Annotated in this window: 18 protein-coding genes and 4 pseudogenes; 10 read left to right on the top strand and 12 right to left on the bottom strand. The window is 49.8% G+C overall.

Annotated features, from left to right (window positions below; translation table 11 throughout):
- Positions 1–36: 36 nt before the first annotated feature.
- The 8 genes and pseudogenes from AC07ZE_RS30615 to AC07ZE_RS30650 all read right to left on the bottom strand — a co-directional run bounded on the left by AC07ZE_RS30615 (position 37) and on the right by AC07ZE_RS30650 (position 6,020).
- Positions 37–909, bottom strand: coding sequence for a methyl-accepting chemotaxis protein (locus AC07ZE_RS30615; protein ID WP_404940911.1), 873 nt, complete (start codon positions 907–909; stop codon positions 37–39).
- Positions 892–1,647: pseudogene (locus tag AC07ZE_RS30620) on the bottom strand (MCP four helix bundle domain-containing protein); the annotation flags it as partial. The gene AC07ZE_RS30615 and the pseudogene AC07ZE_RS30620, both read right to left, overlap by 18 nt.
- Before the next feature lie 62 nt (positions 1,648–1,709).
- Complete coding sequence (locus AC07ZE_RS30625) at positions 1,710–2,201, bottom strand: DoxX family protein (RefSeq protein ID WP_057978301.1); 492 nt, start codon at positions 2,199–2,201, stop codon at positions 1,710–1,712.
- A 12-nt stretch (positions 2,202–2,213) separates the two neighbouring features.
- Complete coding sequence (locus AC07ZE_RS30630; protein ID WP_057978304.1) at positions 2,214–2,969, bottom strand: HvfC/BufC N-terminal domain-containing protein; 756 nt, start codon at positions 2,967–2,969, stop codon at positions 2,214–2,216.
- Positions 2,966–3,895 (bottom strand): MNIO family bufferin maturase, encoded by a 930-nt coding sequence (bufB, locus tag AC07ZE_RS30635; protein WP_082631606.1) that lies wholly within the window; start codon positions 3,893–3,895, stop codon positions 2,966–2,968. The genes AC07ZE_RS30630 and bufB overlap by 4 nt, the downstream gene beginning before the upstream one ends.
- A gap of 30 nt (positions 3,896–3,925) precedes the next feature.
- Positions 3,926–4,222, bottom strand: coding sequence for a BufA1 family periplasmic bufferin-type metallophore (locus AC07ZE_RS30640; protein ID WP_057978306.1), 297 nt, complete (start codon positions 4,220–4,222; stop codon positions 3,926–3,928).
- A gap of 653 nt (positions 4,223–4,875) precedes the next feature.
- Positions 4,876–5,181, bottom strand: a complete 306-nt coding sequence (locus AC07ZE_RS30645; protein ID WP_082631607.1) for a hypothetical protein — start codon at positions 5,179–5,181, stop codon at positions 4,876–4,878.
- Positions 5,182–5,588: 407 nt separating this feature from the next.
- Entirely contained in the window at positions 5,589–6,020 is a 432-nt protein-coding gene (locus AC07ZE_RS30650) for a phage infection protein (RefSeq protein ID WP_087149566.1), read from the bottom strand.
- Between the two features lie 260 nt (positions 6,021–6,280).
- On the opposite strand from AC07ZE_RS30650, the gene AC07ZE_RS30655 reads away from it, so the two are divergent.
- The 6 genes from AC07ZE_RS30655 (at position 6,281) to AC07ZE_RS30680 (ending at position 10,921) form a co-directional block, all read left to right on the top strand.
- Positions 6,281–6,886 carry an RNA polymerase sigma factor gene (locus AC07ZE_RS30655; RefSeq protein WP_057978313.1) on the top strand — a complete coding sequence of 202 codons (606 nt, stop codon included), beginning with the start codon at positions 6,281–6,283 and terminating at the stop codon, positions 6,884–6,886.
- Between the two features lie 11 nt (positions 6,887–6,897).
- Entirely contained in the window at positions 6,898–7,107 is a 210-nt protein-coding gene (locus AC07ZE_RS30660) for a hypothetical protein (protein ID WP_494990437.1), read from the top strand.
- A 709-nt stretch (positions 7,108–7,816) separates the two neighbouring features.
- Positions 7,817–8,515, top strand: coding sequence for a TIGR04282 family arsenosugar biosynthesis glycosyltransferase (locus AC07ZE_RS30665; protein ID WP_082631608.1), 699 nt, complete (start codon positions 7,817–7,819; stop codon positions 8,513–8,515).
- On the top strand, positions 8,508–9,209 hold the full coding sequence (locus AC07ZE_RS30670) for a glycosyltransferase (protein WP_082631609.1): 702 nt from the start codon (positions 8,508–8,510) through the stop codon (positions 9,207–9,209). Before AC07ZE_RS30665 ends, AC07ZE_RS30670 begins: the two co-directional genes overlap by 8 nt.
- Positions 9,210–9,234: 25 nt before the next feature.
- Positions 9,235–10,026, top strand: a complete 792-nt coding sequence (locus AC07ZE_RS30675) for a DUF547 domain-containing protein (RefSeq protein WP_057978342.1) — start codon at positions 9,235–9,237, stop codon at positions 10,024–10,026.
- Positions 10,027–10,045: 19 nt separating this feature from the next.
- Complete coding sequence (locus tag AC07ZE_RS30680) at positions 10,046–10,921, top strand: patatin-like phospholipase family protein (RefSeq protein ID WP_057978315.1); 876 nt, start codon at positions 10,046–10,048, stop codon at positions 10,919–10,921.
- Positions 10,922–10,966: 45 nt separating this feature from the next.
- Here the strand turns inward: AC07ZE_RS30680 and AC07ZE_RS30685 are convergent.
- The 4 genes and pseudogenes from AC07ZE_RS30685 to AC07ZE_RS30700 all read right to left on the bottom strand — a co-directional run.
- Positions 10,967–11,108: pseudogene (locus AC07ZE_RS30685) on the bottom strand (transposase domain-containing protein); the annotation flags it as partial.
- Between the two features lie 199 nt (positions 11,109–11,307).
- Positions 11,308–11,682, bottom strand: a pseudogene (locus tag AC07ZE_RS30690) (copper-transporting ATPase); the annotation flags it as partial.
- Positions 11,683–11,788: 106 nt separating this feature from the next.
- Entirely contained in the window at positions 11,789–12,469 is a 681-nt protein-coding gene (locus AC07ZE_RS30695; protein ID WP_057978320.1) for a haloacid dehalogenase type II, read from the bottom strand.
- Positions 12,470–12,524: 55 nt separating this feature from the next.
- Entirely contained in the window at positions 12,525–13,055 is a 531-nt protein-coding gene (locus AC07ZE_RS30700; protein ID WP_082631610.1) for a TetR/AcrR family transcriptional regulator, read from the bottom strand.
- A gap of 319 nt (positions 13,056–13,374) precedes the next feature.
- Between AC07ZE_RS30700 and AC07ZE_RS30705 the strand changes: the two genes are divergently transcribed.
- The 4 genes and pseudogenes from AC07ZE_RS30705 to AC07ZE_RS30720 all read left to right on the top strand — a co-directional run.
- Positions 13,375–13,947: a carboxymuconolactone decarboxylase family protein gene (locus tag AC07ZE_RS30705; RefSeq protein ID WP_057978324.1), complete on the top strand. Its 573-nt coding sequence runs from the start codon at positions 13,375–13,377 to the stop codon at positions 13,945–13,947.
- 151 nt (positions 13,948–14,098) lie between these two features.
- Complete coding sequence (locus AC07ZE_RS30710; RefSeq protein ID WP_082631613.1) at positions 14,099–14,866, top strand: haloacid dehalogenase type II; 768 nt, start codon at positions 14,099–14,101, stop codon at positions 14,864–14,866.
- 422 nt (positions 14,867–15,288) lie between these two features.
- Positions 15,289–16,035, top strand: coding sequence for an S-methyl-5'-thioinosine phosphorylase (locus tag AC07ZE_RS30715; protein WP_057978327.1), 747 nt, complete (start codon positions 15,289–15,291; stop codon positions 16,033–16,035).
- Positions 16,028–16,281, top strand: a pseudogene (locus AC07ZE_RS30720) (inorganic diphosphatase); the annotation flags it as partial. The gene AC07ZE_RS30715 and the pseudogene AC07ZE_RS30720, both read left to right, overlap by 8 nt.
- Between the last annotated feature and the right edge of the window lie 126 nt (positions 16,282–16,407).

A 16,407-nucleotide genomic window follows, 5' to 3' on the forward strand; every position in this document is an offset into this window, starting at 1 on the left:
GTGCCTCCTTACTAAGCAGGGCTTCCTTGCGCCCGACTACAGGCGAAAGGCGGCAACCGAGGACTGTAATTTTGCGGCTGTTTGCAAGAGTTCGTCGGTGACCGTTGCAAGCTGATCGGTAGCCTGTTTGTTGGTCCTGGCCATCTCGACGATGGTGCGCACGTTGCCAGCAATCGCCTCGCTTTCCCGGGACTGGTCAGCCGCCAGTTCAGTCAGTTGTTCAAGGTTGTCGAGGGAATCCTGGGCATCGATCTGTAACGCCTCCAGCGGGACGGCAATGCTCTGTATCAAGTCCATGCCGTGCTCCATACCGCGCTTGCCCGCGTCGATATCACGGGCCGCATTCTGGGTCTGTTGATTGATCAATGTCATCACTCGGTCAATCTCTCCGGTGACATCCGCGGTGCGATTGGCCAGAGTACGCACTTCATCGGCGACGACCGCGAAGCCTCGACCACTCTCGCCGGCCCTTGCTGCTTCGATAGAGGCATTCAGCGCCAGGAGGTTAGTTTGATCGGCGATTTGGCGGATCAGGCTGACCGCTCCTGCGACTTCTTTGGCGCTCAGACCGAGCCTGGCGACCGATTGGGCCGAGCCGTCGACGGCCGTGGCGATCTGGGCGATTTCCGCGGCAACCACGGTGATGGCTTGAGCACCTTCCTGCGCCAGATCACGGGCCTTGAGGGCTTGGTTGCGGGCGGTCAAAACGTTGCCCGCCATCGTGCCGATACCTTGGGATAACTGGCCGATGGAGCGATCGATAGACCCCGCCAGTTCGCTCTGCAGTGCCGAGTCCACTTTGACCTTGGCTGCTGGGACCTGCAGTTGCTCGGCCGCCGAGTCTACATTTGCTGCGCTGCTCAGGATCGAGCCGATCAACGTGCGCAGGCGCCCGCTCATGCTGCGCATGCCTGCCAACAGTTTGCCGATTTCATCGTTGCCGGCATTGTCGATCGTGTGTCTGAGGTCGCCAACGGCAATCCGGTCTGCCACCATTCGCGCGCGATCCAAAGGTTGAGTGATACTGCGGGTCATATAAATGGCCATCAGCAGACCTGCGATCAACGCGCTGAAGCCCAGGGCGAGCACCAACTGGATTGAGCGTTCGGATGCCTGCATTGCCAATGTCTGGCGTGCGTGCATGGACAGTTGTTGCTGCTCCGCCATTGCCGTCGTTTGCGTCAACAGTGCATTGAGTGCGCTGCGGGTCGGCCCCGTCATAAGCTGCACGGCCGAGGCTCGCTCGCCCACTTCCAGCTCCTCTACAGTGGCACTGAAGTGCATTTCGTAGTCCTTGCGCAGGCTTTCCAGGCGGGCGAGCATAGCCTGCGACTCAGGTTCGGTCATCAATGCGCGAAATCCCCGCAGCGCTTGATCGATCTCGGTGTTCTGCGCGTCGATCTCCTGATAGATGGCGGTACGCTGTTCGCGGTCTTCAAGGACGAAGAGCAAAAGTAAGCGACTAGCAGCCGTTTCAGCGTGCAGGTTGATGGCTGAGGCCTGCTCGGCACGCGCGGCATCCCCTTCGACCACGTCGTGCATGCTCTGAGCCTGCAGGTCGAAACGTTGCAGACTGATGAGGACGATGGCCAAAAGAAATATGAGGACGATGGCATAGCTGATCGTCAGGCGTTGTCGAATGCTCATCGCAGTGTTTCTTTATGCATGTCGTTGTCGCTCCATGAGGCTGGTGCACTTCCTTGCGGCATTTATCGGCTGAATTTCCGTGCAATGAAGTGATCCAGAGCAACAGCACCAGGACCTTTCGCCAGCAACAGCAACAGCACCGTGGCCCATACACCATGGGTAGGGTACGCATCCGGATAGACCAACAGCTGGATAGTCAGCGTCATGATCAACAAGGCCAGAGCGGAAAAACGCGTGGCTAAGCCAATTAAGATCATTAATGGGAAGAAATGCTCCGCAAAAGCCGCCATGATGGCCGCCGATTCGGGAGCAATCAACGGTAGTCGATACTCTTCTTTAAACAAAAGCACCGCCGACTCAGCCAATCTTGGCAGCCCGAATTGAAACTCTCCAGATACTATGTCGAGAGCTAGGCCTTGCACTTTGGTCTCTCCAGATTTCCAGAAAATGGCCGCAATAGAAAAGCGTCCTAGCAAGGCGATCAACCAATAAGGCGTACGCTCAAATTGCTCAATAAACCATTTGATCAGTTTCACTACGCGGGCTTCATGCATTGAGAACTATTCCTAAATATTGTAACGAATGATGGCACCGTAGCGGAGCATCAGCGCCAATGTCGTCTCAAGGTTAAAAGGGACGTCCGTAGAAACCGCATCAGCGAAGACAGCACCGCGGTGCAAATTTTCGATGAACTCCGCAGCACCGTGTTCTATGCGGACAACTACTACATCTAAATCTTGACGAATTAGCATGGCTGCTTCAGAAACATCCGGGTGTATGCTCCCTAAGGTGTTCTCCGGCGACAGATCTTGATGGGCCGCCCAGAGAGAAACCACGGCATATCGCGAACGCACTACATTGATAGATGGATGCAGAGTGAAACGCACCTGTGACAGGGTCATTTCATTGCTTAACAACTTAGACAGTTCTGATATCGCTAAAGACCCCTCCTCAGCTGCGTGGTAGGTCTGTACATAGCCTACTTCTAGGCGTGCAAGATCTCCCAGATAAGGCAGCGCGGAAGCTGGTGCAAAGTCACACACGTAGCTAGGGAACAAGTCACCGTACAAGGTTAGTACTGGTGAGCGGGGAGGATGGGCGCGCACGAACTGACCAGCCATAGCGCGGAAAAACGCCTCTCCGACGAGTGCTTGGGTGACGGGGAAGGTATCGGCCAAAGCATCGATTAGGGAAACAATGACGTTATTTCTGTAAACCGCAAAACGCTGGGACGGGTCAGAGCCGTTCCAGGTAGTTAAGCCTGACGGGCAAACGGCCGCTTCCTGCATTAAGCTTTCAGCAAAATCATCGTGAGCGCTCATACAGATGCCTTCTTTGGCTCTGTAGGGGATGGCAGGGCCGGAAATAGCCGCCGAGTGATTGCGTCGGCTTGTTGAGCTTCGCTCAGTAACACCCTTAATTCAGGGATATCATTGTCGCGTTCGATCAAGGTCGGTTTCGGGCCAGTCAACCCCAAGGTAAATGCATAGAGTTCCCACACAACTTTCGCAATCGGCGCGCCATGATTGTCAATTAGCAGCGGCGCTCCTTTCGTGTCTACCTCCTCAGCAAACCCTGCCAAGTGAATTTCACCCACTGCGTCGAGAGGCAAACCTAAGATGTACTCTCGTGCATCACCTCCGTGATTGACGCTGGATACATGTACATTGTTGACATCGAGCAAGAGCCCGCAGCCAGTACGACGTATGACTTGGTTTATAAACTCACTTTCGGTCATGGTCGAGGCTGTGTACTGAACGTAAGTGGCCGGGTTTTCGAGCAACATAGGCCGCCCCAAGCGCTCTTGCACACGGTCTATCTGCTCACACACGTGCGAGAGACTGAGCGCTGTGTAGGGTAGTGGTAGCAGGTCGTTGAGGTACGTGCCGCCATGACTGGACCAAGCGAGATGTTCGGAGAATGCTTCTGGCTGGTAGCGATTTAGCAGTATGGCCAACCGAGAGAGGTGTTCTTCATCAAGTGGGGCTTGCCCACCAATGGATAGACCTACGCCGTGGATAGACAGTGGATAGCGCGATCGAATTATTTCCAGGTAATGGTGAAATGGCCCGCCTGCGACCATGTAATTTTCGGCATGGATCTCAAAGAAACCTAAGTCTGGTTGCTCTGAAATTACCTCGCGAAAGTGTTCAGGCTTCAAGCCGATACCGGCACGGCATGGCAGCCTGGTGGAAGCTGTATGGGCAGCATCCACCAGGCACAGTCTATCGCTAGGAGATTGAATCATAGGAACGCTCCGCGACCGTTTAATTACTAATCAGGCTTTCTTTTCCTTGAACTCCTGATATTGACCAAAGCCAGTTGGAGAAGTGGGCGATGCCGTTTGTTCGCAAGTCCCCTTGGGTACCATGGACCAAGAATTACCCTGATAGTTGATTTTCGAGGTTCCCGCACAGGACGTGCCCGCGCCAGCCTTGCAATCATTCTTTCCTTTAAGGGCTACACCGAAACACTTTTCACCGTCAGCGGCGTGGGCGATGGTCGGCATTGCAGCAGCGGCTAAAGCGGCGCTCAACGCCAAGGCCAAGGTAGCGGAGGTCATTGTCTTATTCATGAGTCAGTTCCTTTAGGTCAGGATTGGGTTACGGTGATTTGCTTATACTATTTGCCCTATGCGCTTTAGAGATCTCAAGCTGCGGTTTGTTACAAGCAGAAATTCTTAATTGTGGCATGAGTATCATCAGGGTAAGTCATTAGCCACCGCTGGCAAGACGACCGCCGACCGCGGCCGAATTTAGCTACGACGGATCAAACGTTGCTTAGCATCCTGGTCGGTTGAGCGGCCTTAACGAGGCTTTTGGGGCGGACTCCTGAATCGTCGGCTATCTGGAATGATCAAGTAGGTTTCGCGAGCTGACCTTTTTGGCGCAAGATGCTCAATTAGCTCGGTAGCTTACTAAATAGGCCTCAAGTTCAGACGAAACCTAGCCATTGTCGCACTGTCGGGCAGGGTGATCTTAAGACAAACAATTCGGATTTATGCTAAAGGCGTCTAGTTGAGTATTCGGAGATAAGTTCTATTTTTGCGAGCCAACAAAATACTCTATTAAAAGCTTATAACAGAAAATATTGACGCCAAGTCATATGGTACATGGCCCGTATTCGAATACGGGCCATGTAGGTGTGATAAGTTGTATTGCACGTCAAATGCTCGAGTACTTCTTTGACGCGGAGCAGGAATGCCCTTATTGAATCTCTATCTCCAGCTTATTTTTTCTTGGCCGCACAAGGAGCCTTGGCGGCGCACGGATTGGCTGCGCACGGATTTTTTGCTGCGCATGGGTTCTTGCTAGCGCAGGGGTTTTTAGTGGTTTTCTTGCTTGCTGCACACGGATTTTTTGCAGCACAAGGATTTGCCATGGCTGCCGCAGGAGCTTTTGCCGCGCAAGGATTACAAGGGGTAGCAGCCATCACGGGACCAGCGAGGGATGCGGCAAGCACCGCCGCAGATACCATTGCAGCCAAAGGCTTGGCGATTTTCAGAGATGCCGTGGATGCTTGAAATTTTTTCATTGTGTTTCTCCTGATGGGTAAAAATCTAAATAGGTGCAATGACATTCGTTGCCACTCACAGGTAGTCAGATGATTCAGCTGGTTTGTTGTTACAAAAAACGAAAAATAAATTTAGGCGCCAACGGCCTATGCCAGGCCCAGTAAAAATTTACTAGCGTAGGTGCAAGTACACCTGATCGTCGTCACGACAGGAAAGACAAAACGTCACCAAGTAGTCCGTTCAGTCCGACCAAGACAATTCCCGACGAGTAATTAATTCGGATTAAATAAATATTCTCCGCATGTCCTGTGTCTTTTTATCAGAGCAAACGCCTTATTGTATGGCCACTGCGTGTTAGATTACAGCTGGAATGAGGGGCTGACATGCCTATCACTGCAGTGGCTATTGGTTAAGCGCTGGAAGCTACTCACCCCACTAAAGTCTGCGGGTTTGCGGAGCTCGCCAGTTCTGTTGGTGGCCGTTCGAATAGTTGTTGGCGTCGCTCTAACAGACGATCGCTGCCGCCCTCGGCGATCTTCGCGCGCTGCTCAAGCAATCGGTCACTACCACCCTCAGCGACTTTCTCACGCCGTTCAAGCAATCGGTCACTACCACCCTCAGCGACTTTCTCACGCCGTTCAAGCAATCGGTCACTACCGCCCTCAGCGACTTTCTCACGCCGTTCAAGCAATCGGTCACTACCGCCCTCAGCGACTTTCTCACGCCGTTCAAGCAGCCGATCACTGCCGCCCTCGGCGACCTTTGTGCGCTGCTTGAGCAATCGATCGCTACCTCCCTCTGCAAGACTGTGTTGAGCGGCGACTTGGCGTTGATGTTCGCTCAGGGTTTGAAGGGCCATAGCACCTGTCGCGATGATCAACCCGATGGTTAAAAGTCTCAGGGAGCCTGTATACGTTTTCATGACGTCATCCTCCTTCGGATGTGACTGTCATGAATAGGATGACGCGCCGAGCTCGTCGTTACAGCTAATGCAGTTATTTCTATAACCTTAGAAATGACCTGTAACAAACCCTGCCTCGGAACACTCAATTGATGAGGGCACTGTCCTGTAGCTCATTTGGCCACTATGCTTGGCACCGCCATGACTAGGAGAGTGAGATGGACGACGAACAGGAAATGATCCAACGCTTAAAGCGTGGAGACCCAGCGGCGTGTGAGACGGCAATCAAAGCTCATCATCGTTTTTTGATTGCCATGACGGTCCCTTTGGTCGGTCGTGATCTGGCTGATGACGTGGCTCAGGAGACATGGATCAAAGCTTTTGCAGCTGTTGAAAAATTTGAAGGTAGATCGGCGTTTCGTACGTGGCTAGCGAGAATTGCGCTCAATGAGGCTAGAGCGATGCGTCGCAAGTACAGTCGTGAGGTTTCTCTAGACAGTTGGGGAGTAGATCCTGGTTCCCCTATAACTCAACGCTTCACTGAAGACGGGGCCTGGAGCACGCCTCCATCGCAATGGCACCATGAGACGCCAGAGGAGATCCTTACGGAAGCTGAGTTGCAAGAATGTATTCGTAAGCACTTGCACAAGCTTCCAAGTGATCAGCAATCGGTAGTCATGATGCGAGAGCTTGCAGGACTTGAGTTTAATGAAATTGCTCATTCATTGGGTCTTGCAGAGGGTAATATTCGTGTGTTGTTACACCGTGGACGACAACGAATGCATACAATGCTTGAGCACTTTGAGGAGGAAGGGACATGTTGACGTGTCGCGAAATGTCAGAACTTGGCTCAGATATTATTGATCATCGACTAAACTTTAAAACGCGTCTCGGGGTACTTATGCATTTAAGTATGTGTGTGCGCTGCCGCAATTATATAAAACAGCTACAGCTAACCTCAAACACACTTAAAAAAATCTCTATCGATGACGAATATGTCGATACAGACTCCATACTGAAGTCTGTCCGCAAGCCTGACGACTGAGTTTGGAGGCTTTAAGCAATGACATTGATGCGGAAAATAAGTGTGTATAATCTAAACCTCCTGCGTGGTGATGCCGCAATAGTGCGTCTGCGTGGGTGGCCACCTACGTGGACCCGCAAGCAGTATACAGATTTCGCTTGTCGTGCATTATTTTTTAGAGTTACTGAGACTAACTCTCTTTCGACTTTTAGTAGTGCTGGGGTTTGAATTAATCATGTTTCTAGATTGCACTTCCGAACTGTCCATTCTTTAGGGTCTCAATACAGCGTTCGCGTGATGGGTAAATTAATGGTTATAGTTTTTCCGCTAATTAATCATCAACATATTCATTCTGCTATGACAGGTGCTGCGCGTTATTGCTTTACTGGTGTATTAGCACGATTTCAGGTTGATATTTAGGCTGATCTCCTTGCGTGCAGCAATGCGGCAACCTGTTAATCACTTACAATGTTAGTGCAGCCGAAATTGCGAGATGAATCTGCTGCCAGTCTTTAGCTCTTGTCCTTCTGAATCGGACATTATCATTTTCACAAGATGCAGGACCGTAAGCCACCCTTAGAGAATACTGAGCTGCGCGAGGGAGGGGAGAGAGCGGAAATTTTTACTGTGGCCGTAACATTTTCAAACCTTTTCTATCTGTGTAGATAGCCGCGCTCCATACTGGGTTGAATGGAGGCTTTTTTGTTCAACGTAAACGACGGAGATCTGTATGACCCATAGCTTTTTCGAGCAGGCTCCTACACCGACGCCAACGCTGGTGCTGGTTTGTAAGCGACCCTCCCTAGGTTTCGGTAAGCAACGGCTTGCAGCCCAGATAGGCATAGAGCGTGCGTACGAGGTCGCTGAGTGCTTGCTCGACTGTGGTGTTGAAGATCTGTATCAATGGCCTGGTAATACCATAATTGCACCTGATCATGCCGATCATCTCGGCTGGGCAAAATCGAGGGCACCTTTTGCTCAATGCATACCCCAAGCTCAAGGAAATCTCGGTGAACGATTAAATACCCTTGACCAGACACTTCGAACTCAAAGCCATGAGTGTTTAATTTTCATTGGTAGTGATTCGCCGGCAATCACGCCGACAGACTATCAAAATGTGCTCAACGCGCTCTGTGAGCACGATACAGTGTTAATCAACGCTCGTGATGGAGGTGTTGTGCTTATGGCCTCATCCAAACCGTGGCCAAGCCTAGTAAATCTACCGTGGAGTACTGCGAGTTTAGGAGGTGCGCTTCGAAGCACCTGTCTAGATAACGGTCACTCTGTTGTGTGTATCGGTGAATGCTTCGACATTGATGAAGCAATAGACTTCGACATATTACGCTCAAGTTTAAAGTTTGATTTGCGTCCCGCAAGATTGCGATTGATTGAAGCGATTTCTGATCTTAAAGGAGCACTTTGTGACTAGCCACTATCGCCTCAGCGTGGTGATCCCTTGCTTGCATGATGAACTGGAGCTTCCAAGACTGCTCACCGAACTAGCTGAGTGCTCTTTCACAAGTTTCACTGAGTTGCAGGTGATAGTCGTCGATTCTGGAAATAGTGAGCTCTGTCGAGAAATCTGCCGGAACCACAATGCAACATGGGTTTCATCTCAACCTAATCGTGGGCTTCAACTGCGTTTCGGTGCAAGTCTGGCGGAATCTGAATTGCTGTGGTTCTTGCATGCTGATGCTAAGCTCACTGGTGATCCTATCGGCAATATAAGAATCGCTCTACAGAATGGTGCAGTGGGGGGCTATTTTGCTTTTCGCTTTGCAGGCAAGCCTGAGTGGCAAGGACGTCTGCTTGAGTATCTAATCAACTTGCGAAATACGTTCGGAGTTCCCTATGGTGACCAAGGTATTTTCGTTCGACGATCAGCTTACTTGGCGGCGGGACAACATGCCTCCTGGCCATTGTTCGAAGAGGTCCCTCTCATCAAAGGACTTCGAGGTTTAGGTAGAGTCGATAAAGTCAGTCAAGGTTTATTAGTCAATCCTCGTCGCTGGCAGCGCGACGGTTGGTGGCGTCGATCACTAAAAAACCGAGTGCTCGCTCTCGGTTTTGCATTAGGTATTCCTGCAGTTCGTCTAGCCAAATTCTATGCTAAAAAAAGTTAGCGTCAACTTCCTCAAAGGTAAAATAATGCGCTATCTAATGATTGGGTTTTTGCTTTGTGTTAGCGGTCTGACACATGCACAAACAACATACGACCACCGAAATTTAACATGGAACACATTGCTTCAGAATAACGTCCACTGGGTTCGTGGCGGACTTGCCAGCGAGGTCGATTACTCTGGCTTCAAGCGAGATGAAAAAGACCTCACAGATTTCTTAGATGAACTGTCAACGGTCAGGCGGCAAGAATTTGATGCCTGGAGTAAATATCAACAGTTAGCTTTCCTTCTTAATGCGTACAACGCTTTCACCGTTAAATTGGTTCTCGAACACTACCCAGTCAAATCGATCAAGGATGTTGGTAGTATCTTCCAGAGCCCATGGAGTCGGGCGTTTATTCCCCTTCTGGGGCAAACCATAAGTCTCGACTATCTTGAACACTCTTTGATCCGACGACCTGGTGTGTATAACGATCCTCGTATTCATTTCGCGGTAAATTGCGCTTCCATAGGCTGCCCTGCGCTTCGTAATGAAGCATTTAATGCAAACCAACTGGACACACAACTTGCGGACGGACAGAGACGGTTTCTCAGCGACCGGACCCGAAACAGATTCAATCCCAAGACCGGCAGATTGGAGCTTTCCAAAATATTTGATTGGTATGGTCAAGACTTCGCGGGTAAGTGGGGGTCTCTAGAAAAATTCCTGAGCCTCAATGACCAATTGTTGACTGATGAACCTTCGGTTCGGGAGCGAATAGAGCAAGGCATTCAACTAGACTTTCTTGAATACGACTGGTCGTTAAATCAATCGAGTTGAAATGACATGGAGTATCCGCATGAAAAACAATAAAACTGCACTCGTTCTCGCCGGAGGCGGCAGCCTAGGGGCTGTTCAGGTAGGTATGCTCCGGGCGCTAGTAGAAGCAAAAATATCGTTCGACATGGTTGTAGGTGCCTCAGTTGGCGCTATCAATGGCGCATATTTTGCTTCCAAACCAACTGAAGAAGGTATAGCCGAGCTCGCCGATATCTGGCGCGGCTTGCGAAGAACAGATATATTTCCACTTTCAATGCTGGACACCCTAACTGCGCTGATCACTCATCGAGGCTATCTGCTTGAGCCTTCAGCATTGAAGCGATTGGTAGCTCGGGCACTACCCGTAAAACTCATAGAAAATACCCAGCTACCACTACATATAGTAACCACCGATTTGCTCAGTGGCGCTGAAGTCCTTTTATCCAGTGGTGATGTCGAATTGGCGTTACTTGCCAGCGCTGCGATTCCATTGGTATTTCCTTATGTACAGATCGCAGATAAGCTATTGATAGACGGTGGAGTGGCAAGTAACACACCAATCGCAAGTGCTATAGGGCTGGGTGCGACTCGGGTCATTGTAGTACCAACAGGCTTTGGTTGTGCGTGTATCAAACCACCAATTGGCCTGGTTGCGTTAGCTTTACACAGCATAAACCTGATGAGCATGCGACAGTTGGTACGTGATATAGAACTTTTCTCTTCACGTGCCAATATTCATGTAGTGGCTCCACTGTGCCCACTAGGTGTTTCTGTGTTTGACTTCAATCAAACAGAGCTTCTGCTTCAGAGGGCTTACGCACAGACTATAAGCTGGCTAGAGTCCGGAGGCTTAGAGTCATCTGGTGTGCCGGATTCACTTCAGGCGCATACTCACGCTGAGATGCATTTGTTCTGATTACTTTAACTAATGGTACGCGAGCGGCGAAGCTACTCTGCGTGATTACGTCGGCTGCCACTTATGTGGCAATAACTCGTCTACTCGACTGATTTTCTGCGCTGGCAGCAACGTGAGGATGCCTTCAGATAGGCTTACGGATCATGTCCGTTGAAACTACCGACGGGATCAGCCTCATCAGGGCCGCCATTAACACAGTATAATTGCAGACTGTACATAGTGACGTCCAATTGCCCGCGACCGGATATGATTGTCGAGTAGTCGGACACGGTCACGTCTGCCCGCCATCCTCTTTCGGATCAGCGCTTGATTGGCTTAAACAATTAACGCTTACACAACGGCAAGGTTAAGAGTTATCTATTTTTGGCTACGAGCATCGATGAAACTCAATCTATTCGGGTATTCCTCAGTCTCAATGCATTGAAAACTACAGATGCAGAGCTGATGCTCATGGCTATGGCGGCGATCATTGGCGACATGAGATGTCCCGTCAGTGGGTAGAGCAGACCTGCGGCGAGGGGAATACCCATCGAGTTGTAAAGAAAGGCGAAACCCAAGTTTTACCGCGTGTTGTTTACTGTTGCAACTGAAAGTGCCCGTGCTCGTAGAATTTCCATCAGGTCGCCTTTTACCAGCGTGAGTTGCGCGCTATTCATCGCAACGTCAGTCACTGTCCCCATGGAGATGCCCACACCTGATCGCGCCAGGGCTGGTGCGTCGTTGATTCCGTCGCCAGCCATGGCATCCTTCCGGCCGTTTTGGGGTGTGTTGGTCGGACGCTTACCAAAAACCTGGTGCGCAGTGTGGTGTCAAAAACGACTACAATCAGCCAGGCCTCCTTCACGATCTGACTCCTTAGGGCACTATTTACACATCAAGACTTTGTATTTCGTGGCAGGCACCTGCCAAGCCATCCAAGACTATGTGCGGCTTAATTCCCCAAGGATCAAATTGCGCCGCTGAGTCACGATTAACCCAGGCACATTTCAAGCCCGAAAACATTGCTCCCAAGACATCAAAGGTGTTGCTTGAAACCAAACAGATTTCTGCCGAGGGCAGCGCACACACGTCGACCAGATGATCATAAACTTCTGGCGCGGGTTTGAAGGAGCGCACCGACTCTACGCTTACAATCTCCGTGAAGTAATCGAGAATATTTGCGTGCTGTAGCAGCCGCTCGACGGCTTGCTTGCTACCATTTGAAAATGCGTACAGACGCAAGCCACTGCCTACCATTTCCTCCAACGCGCTGCTTACATCAGCGAATGCATCAAGCTCAGAGTAGGTGTTCATGAGCACCTGGATCTCAGCATCGTCCAGTTCAATCTGCTGCTCACGACAGGCGAAGATCAATGCTTCGCGAGTACATACAGAGAAGTCGCAATAATCCCGCATTAAACCTCTGCGAAAGCTGTACTCCAATTGTTTCTGTCGCCAAGTCTTCGCCACATCTACAGCTTTCTCACCAACCACTTGGGTCAACTGGCCTAGTACAGCCTGAGTGTCGATTAACGTTCCGTAGATATCGAATGCAACTGCCTTGATCATCGTGGTAATCCGTCTTGAGTTAATTAAGAACCGATCAGTCCATAATTAATTAAATTTAAGCCCAGCGCTCCATCACCAGATCGATCACCGTAAGCAGCTCTTGATGCGAGAGCCCAGATTTGGTTTGGGTGCGCAGACCATTCATTACGCAATGCATTAAGAGGGCAAGCTCTTCCGGCGTCTTATCAGCAGATATTTCACCGCTCTCTTGGGCTCGCTCAAAGGCTAACTCGAACACTCGACGGAATCGCTTGGAAGCCAGGATCACCAGGCGATGTACCGCCGGGTCGGAAGATGAAAATTCGTTGGCTACGTTTACGAGCATACAGCCACGGGGGCTGTCTCGCGAAGCATCCTCGAGCACGGACATCAGGCATTCTCGAATGAATTCGAGCGCGTACTCGGACTCGTCAAGGCGCTCACGCATAAACCTTGCCCGTCCCTCGAAATATCGAGTGAATGCAGTCTCGAATAGACTCTGTTTGTTACCGAAGCTTTCATAAAGACTACTTTTGGAAAGACCAGTAGCTTCAAGCAGATCCTGCAGGCTCGTGGCGTCATAGCCTCGACTCCAGAAAAGCTCCATGGCATTTTCCAGTACAAGTTCAGGGTCAAAGATTCTGGGGCGTCCGCGATTCATGCGGCCATTATCGACTGATCGGATTTTTTCAAAGCCCGACCGGGTAAGGCTGCTGACGACACAGCGGAATCCATCCCTTTAGCCCCTGAAACTGGTGCGAGCATCATTCCACAGGATTGGTTTCTCGGGAGAAATTGACTTGTGAACCGATCAGTCCCAAAATAAAAAGTGACCCTCAGTAAATTTTTCCAGAAGTCTTGGGACACTCGGAGCCACAACCGAGCCACATTAAGGACTGATCAGTCCGCAAACAGAGGAGCTCATAATGCTCAGCGAATACAAAATTTCTCTCCCGTCGCTTACTCCTGAATCTACCGAAGGTCATGGCCGGGATGTACTGACTAAGGCAAAAGCACAGACAGGGTTTATCCCTAACATGTATGCACGCATGGCTAACTCACCAGGTTTGCTCGAAACCTACCTGCAAGGCTATGCAGCCTTTAGAAAAGAATCAGGGTTCTCCTCGGAAGAACAAGAAGTCATCTTCTTGATCATCAGCCGCGAGAACGGATGTGAATACTGTATGGCTGCTCATAGCACCTTGGCAGACGTCATGTCAGGCGTGGCCCCAGAGGTGACTGACGCAATTCGTAATGGCACACCAATCAGTGATTTCAAGCTTGCCGCTTTAGCCGAATTTACCAGCGTAATGTTCCAGACCCGTGGCCTACCAACTGAAGAGTCAGTTCAGTCGTTTTTGAAGGCCGGCTTCAGCGAGCGGCACATCCTCGAAATCGTTCTCGCGTTGGCCGTGAAGACCCTCAGCAATTACTCCAATCACCTCATTCATACACCCCTAGATGAAAAGTTTGCAGCCCGCGCCTGGACGCAGAACTGATTTCAACCTGTCATGCCGGTTGAGCGCTTCCAGGTTGCGTTTTAGCGCTCACTGATTTGGTTGCGAGAAATGCGTGTTCGCGCAAGAAACATAGAACACAGGATTACTCAAATGCTGCCCATTTTTTCAAATTATGAGAGATAGACCAAAGATGAAAAGTATTCGATCTGTTTTTAATTTTCTAATGGCTGCATTGCTGGTCGCTTCCCCATTAGCATTCGCAAGCCAGAAAACAAAAGCTTCGGAAGCAGATGTAAAAGTTATTTTTTTTGATGTAAATGAAACCCTTCTAGATCTTCATCCTCTACAAAAAACAGTCGGAGATGCGCTTGGTGGCAGGCCTGACTTGTTGAGCATTTGGTTTTCGACGATGCTGCATTATTCATTAGTAGAGACATCAGTTAATCAATACCATGACTTTGGTCAGATTGGTGCCGCAGCACTAATGATGGTTGCTCAATCGAATGGATTGACTGTTACTCAAGACCAGGCCAAGAAAGCTATCGCCCCTATCACTAGCCTTCCGGCGCATCCTGATGTTCGCACTGGATTAGAAACGCTAAAGAAGAAAGGCTACAAATTAGTGGCCTTGACAAACTCGTCACGTTCCACCGTAGAGAAACAACTGAAAAACGCAGGATTGTACGATTTGTTTGACGAGTATTTGAGTGGTGAAGCTGTGCACAGTTATAAGCCAAATCTAAAGGTCTATGATTGGGCAATGCAAAAAATTGGAGTAAACGGCATGGAATCCTTGTTAGTCGCTGCACATGGCTGGGATGTAGCCGGCGCTAAGGAGGCAGGCATGAAAACAGCATTCGTAGCACGAGCTGGACAGGCAATCTATCCATTAGCGAAATCACCTGATTACATAGTAAATGACTTGGTTGAGCTCTCGAATTTACTGCCGAAGCGTTAAGCCAAAAATTGCTTGCTGACGTTAATTGCCAGCGGGCTTTAAATTATTGAGGTTGAGTGGAGCATCATTCTTACTTGTTGCGTACTCCACTCACCGCACTTTTAAAACCGCTTATTGCATAGCATTTATACATTTCCGTTTTTTGGTTTTCACCCCGTCCCCCTAAGCATTACGCCACTAAAAAACCAAACAAAAACGAACTTATAAGACTTCAAGGCAAGGTCTATTGTTAATCACCAATTTATTTTGTCTTGACGGTTTTTTCAAATTGGCCGTAAAGTGTGTTGAAGTCGGCTAGCTCGAATGGACAACCAGTCAATCGACCAAGCAGCCTTCAGGTCGCTCAGTATACAACTGCACATCCAAAATTAGCGCCTCCCCTTAGCTGTGAAAGGTGCGACTATTCTATTGAAGGATTATATATGACCGTTTACGCAATTATAGGTGGTTCTGGGCTAGCCGACTTGGAAGACCTTAGAAATAGAAAGTCTATATCAATCAATACTCCTTACGGTGAGCCGTCTGGTGATATTTATATAGGCGACTATGGAGATCGGGAGGTTATGTTTTTGTCGCGCCATGGCGAGCAACATCGCTATGCGCCCCATCAAGTTAACTACAGAGCTAACGTTTGGGCCCTTAAGCAGGCCGGAGCAGATTCAATTCTCGCCTTCAACGCTGTTGGTGGGATTAATCATGCAATGGGAGCTGGTAAATTTTGTGTTCCTCACGACCTAATTGACTATACATACTGCCGTCAGCAGACGTTCTTTGATAAAGATCTAGAAAAAGTCACTCATATTGATTTCAGCAAACCTTATACTGATGAGTTGCGTATTAGGCTGATTACTGCATTGGAGGCTGAGGGTTTTGATTTCAGTGCACGAGGTGTTTATGGCTGCACGCAAGGCCCTCGCCTAGAGACAGCTGCGGAAATAATCCGAATGGAGCGTGACGGCTGTGACATTGTAGGTATGACCGGAATGCCAGAAGCGGCACTGGCTCGTGAGTTAGAACTCGAATATGCATGTTTAGCGTTGGTTGTTAACCCAGCTGCGGGGAAATCTTCGTCTGCGATTTCTATGGCGGAGATTGAGTCGGTGTTGCGAGTAGGAGTGAGCAATGCCAAGGCTGTTTTGGTTAGGCTCCTTGGCTCTGACCTTCGTTGATCGCTTCTTCGGTACACCTTTGTTTTGCTCGGCCAACAAAGGTTAGCCCCATATAGGTTGACCGCTGAAGGTGATCCTTTGGACGTCCTGGTTATTTGCTTTTGCCCGATATCGCCTGGCGTTGTCGTTCGTAGTCGTCCTGTCGGCGTGATGTATATGACAGACGAAGCCGGTGCTGACGCCAAGGTGATCGCAATGCCTCATGACAAACTGAGCTCCATGTACAGCAACGTGAAGGAGTGCTCCTGAATCTCGTGAACGAGCCGGTGCTGGGGCGTAGTTGAACAAGCTGGAAGCTGATTTCGCCTGTGACAATAATCGTTACAGGCTATTTGGACAGCCGCACCGGTAAACGTCGGATGTTAAAATATT

Source organism: Pseudomonas sp. GW101-3H06 (genome assembly GCF_059424605.1).

What these genes read in the sequence shown, in the direction of transcription:
- AC07ZE_RS30655 (WP_057978313.1), top strand. Translation starts at nt 6,281, where the DNA reads ATGGACGACGAACAGGAAATGATCCAACGCTTAAAGCGTGGAGACCCA.
- AC07ZE_RS30680 (WP_057978315.1), top strand. Translation starts at nt 10,046, where the DNA reads ATGAAAAACAATAAAACTGCACTCGTTCTCGCCGGAGGCGGCAGCCTA.
- AC07ZE_RS30650 (WP_087149566.1), bottom strand. Translation starts at nt 6,020, where the DNA reads ATGGCCCTTCAAACCCTGAGCGAACATCAACGCCAAGTCGCCGCTCAA.
- bufB (WP_082631606.1), bottom strand. Translation starts at nt 3,895, where the DNA reads ATGATTCAATCTCCTAGCGATAGACTGTGCCTGGTGGATGCTGCCCAT.
- AC07ZE_RS30640 (WP_057978306.1), bottom strand. Translation starts at nt 4,222, where the DNA reads ATGAATAAGACAATGACCTCCGCTACCTTGGCCTTGGCGTTGAGCGCC.
- AC07ZE_RS30625 (WP_057978301.1), bottom strand. Translation starts at nt 2,201, where the DNA reads ATGCATGAAGCCCGCGTAGTGAAACTGATCAAATGGTTTATTGAGCAA.
- AC07ZE_RS30675 (WP_057978342.1), top strand. Translation starts at nt 9,235, where the DNA reads ATGCGCTATCTAATGATTGGGTTTTTGCTTTGTGTTAGCGGTCTGACA.
- AC07ZE_RS30660 (WP_494990437.1), top strand. Translation starts at nt 6,898, where the DNA reads ATGTCAGAACTTGGCTCAGATATTATTGATCATCGACTAAACTTTAAA.
- AC07ZE_RS30630 (WP_057978304.1), bottom strand. Translation starts at nt 2,969, where the DNA reads ATGAGCGCTCACGATGATTTTGCTGAAAGCTTAATGCAGGAAGCGGCC.
- AC07ZE_RS30705 (WP_057978324.1), top strand. Translation starts at nt 13,375, where the DNA reads ATGCTCAGCGAATACAAAATTTCTCTCCCGTCGCTTACTCCTGAATCT.
- AC07ZE_RS30665 (WP_082631608.1), top strand. Translation starts at nt 7,817, where the DNA reads ATGACCCATAGCTTTTTCGAGCAGGCTCCTACACCGACGCCAACGCTG.
- AC07ZE_RS30695 (WP_057978320.1), bottom strand. Translation starts at nt 12,469, where the DNA reads ATGATCAAGGCAGTTGCATTCGATATCTACGGAACGTTAATCGACACT.
- AC07ZE_RS30710 (WP_082631613.1), top strand. Translation starts at nt 14,099, where the DNA reads ATGAAAAGTATTCGATCTGTTTTTAATTTTCTAATGGCTGCATTGCTG.
- AC07ZE_RS30715 (WP_057978327.1), top strand. Translation starts at nt 15,289, where the DNA reads ATGACCGTTTACGCAATTATAGGTGGTTCTGGGCTAGCCGACTTGGAA.
- AC07ZE_RS30615 (WP_404940911.1), bottom strand. Translation starts at nt 909, where the DNA reads ATGCGCAGCATGAGCGGGCGCCTGCGCACGTTGATCGGCTCGATCCTG.
- AC07ZE_RS30645 (WP_082631607.1), bottom strand. Translation starts at nt 5,181, where the DNA reads ATGAAAAAATTTCAAGCATCCACGGCATCTCTGAAAATCGCCAAGCCT.
- AC07ZE_RS30700 (WP_082631610.1), bottom strand. Translation starts at nt 13,055, where the DNA reads ATGGAGCTTTTCTGGAGTCGAGGCTATGACGCCACGAGCCTGCAGGAT.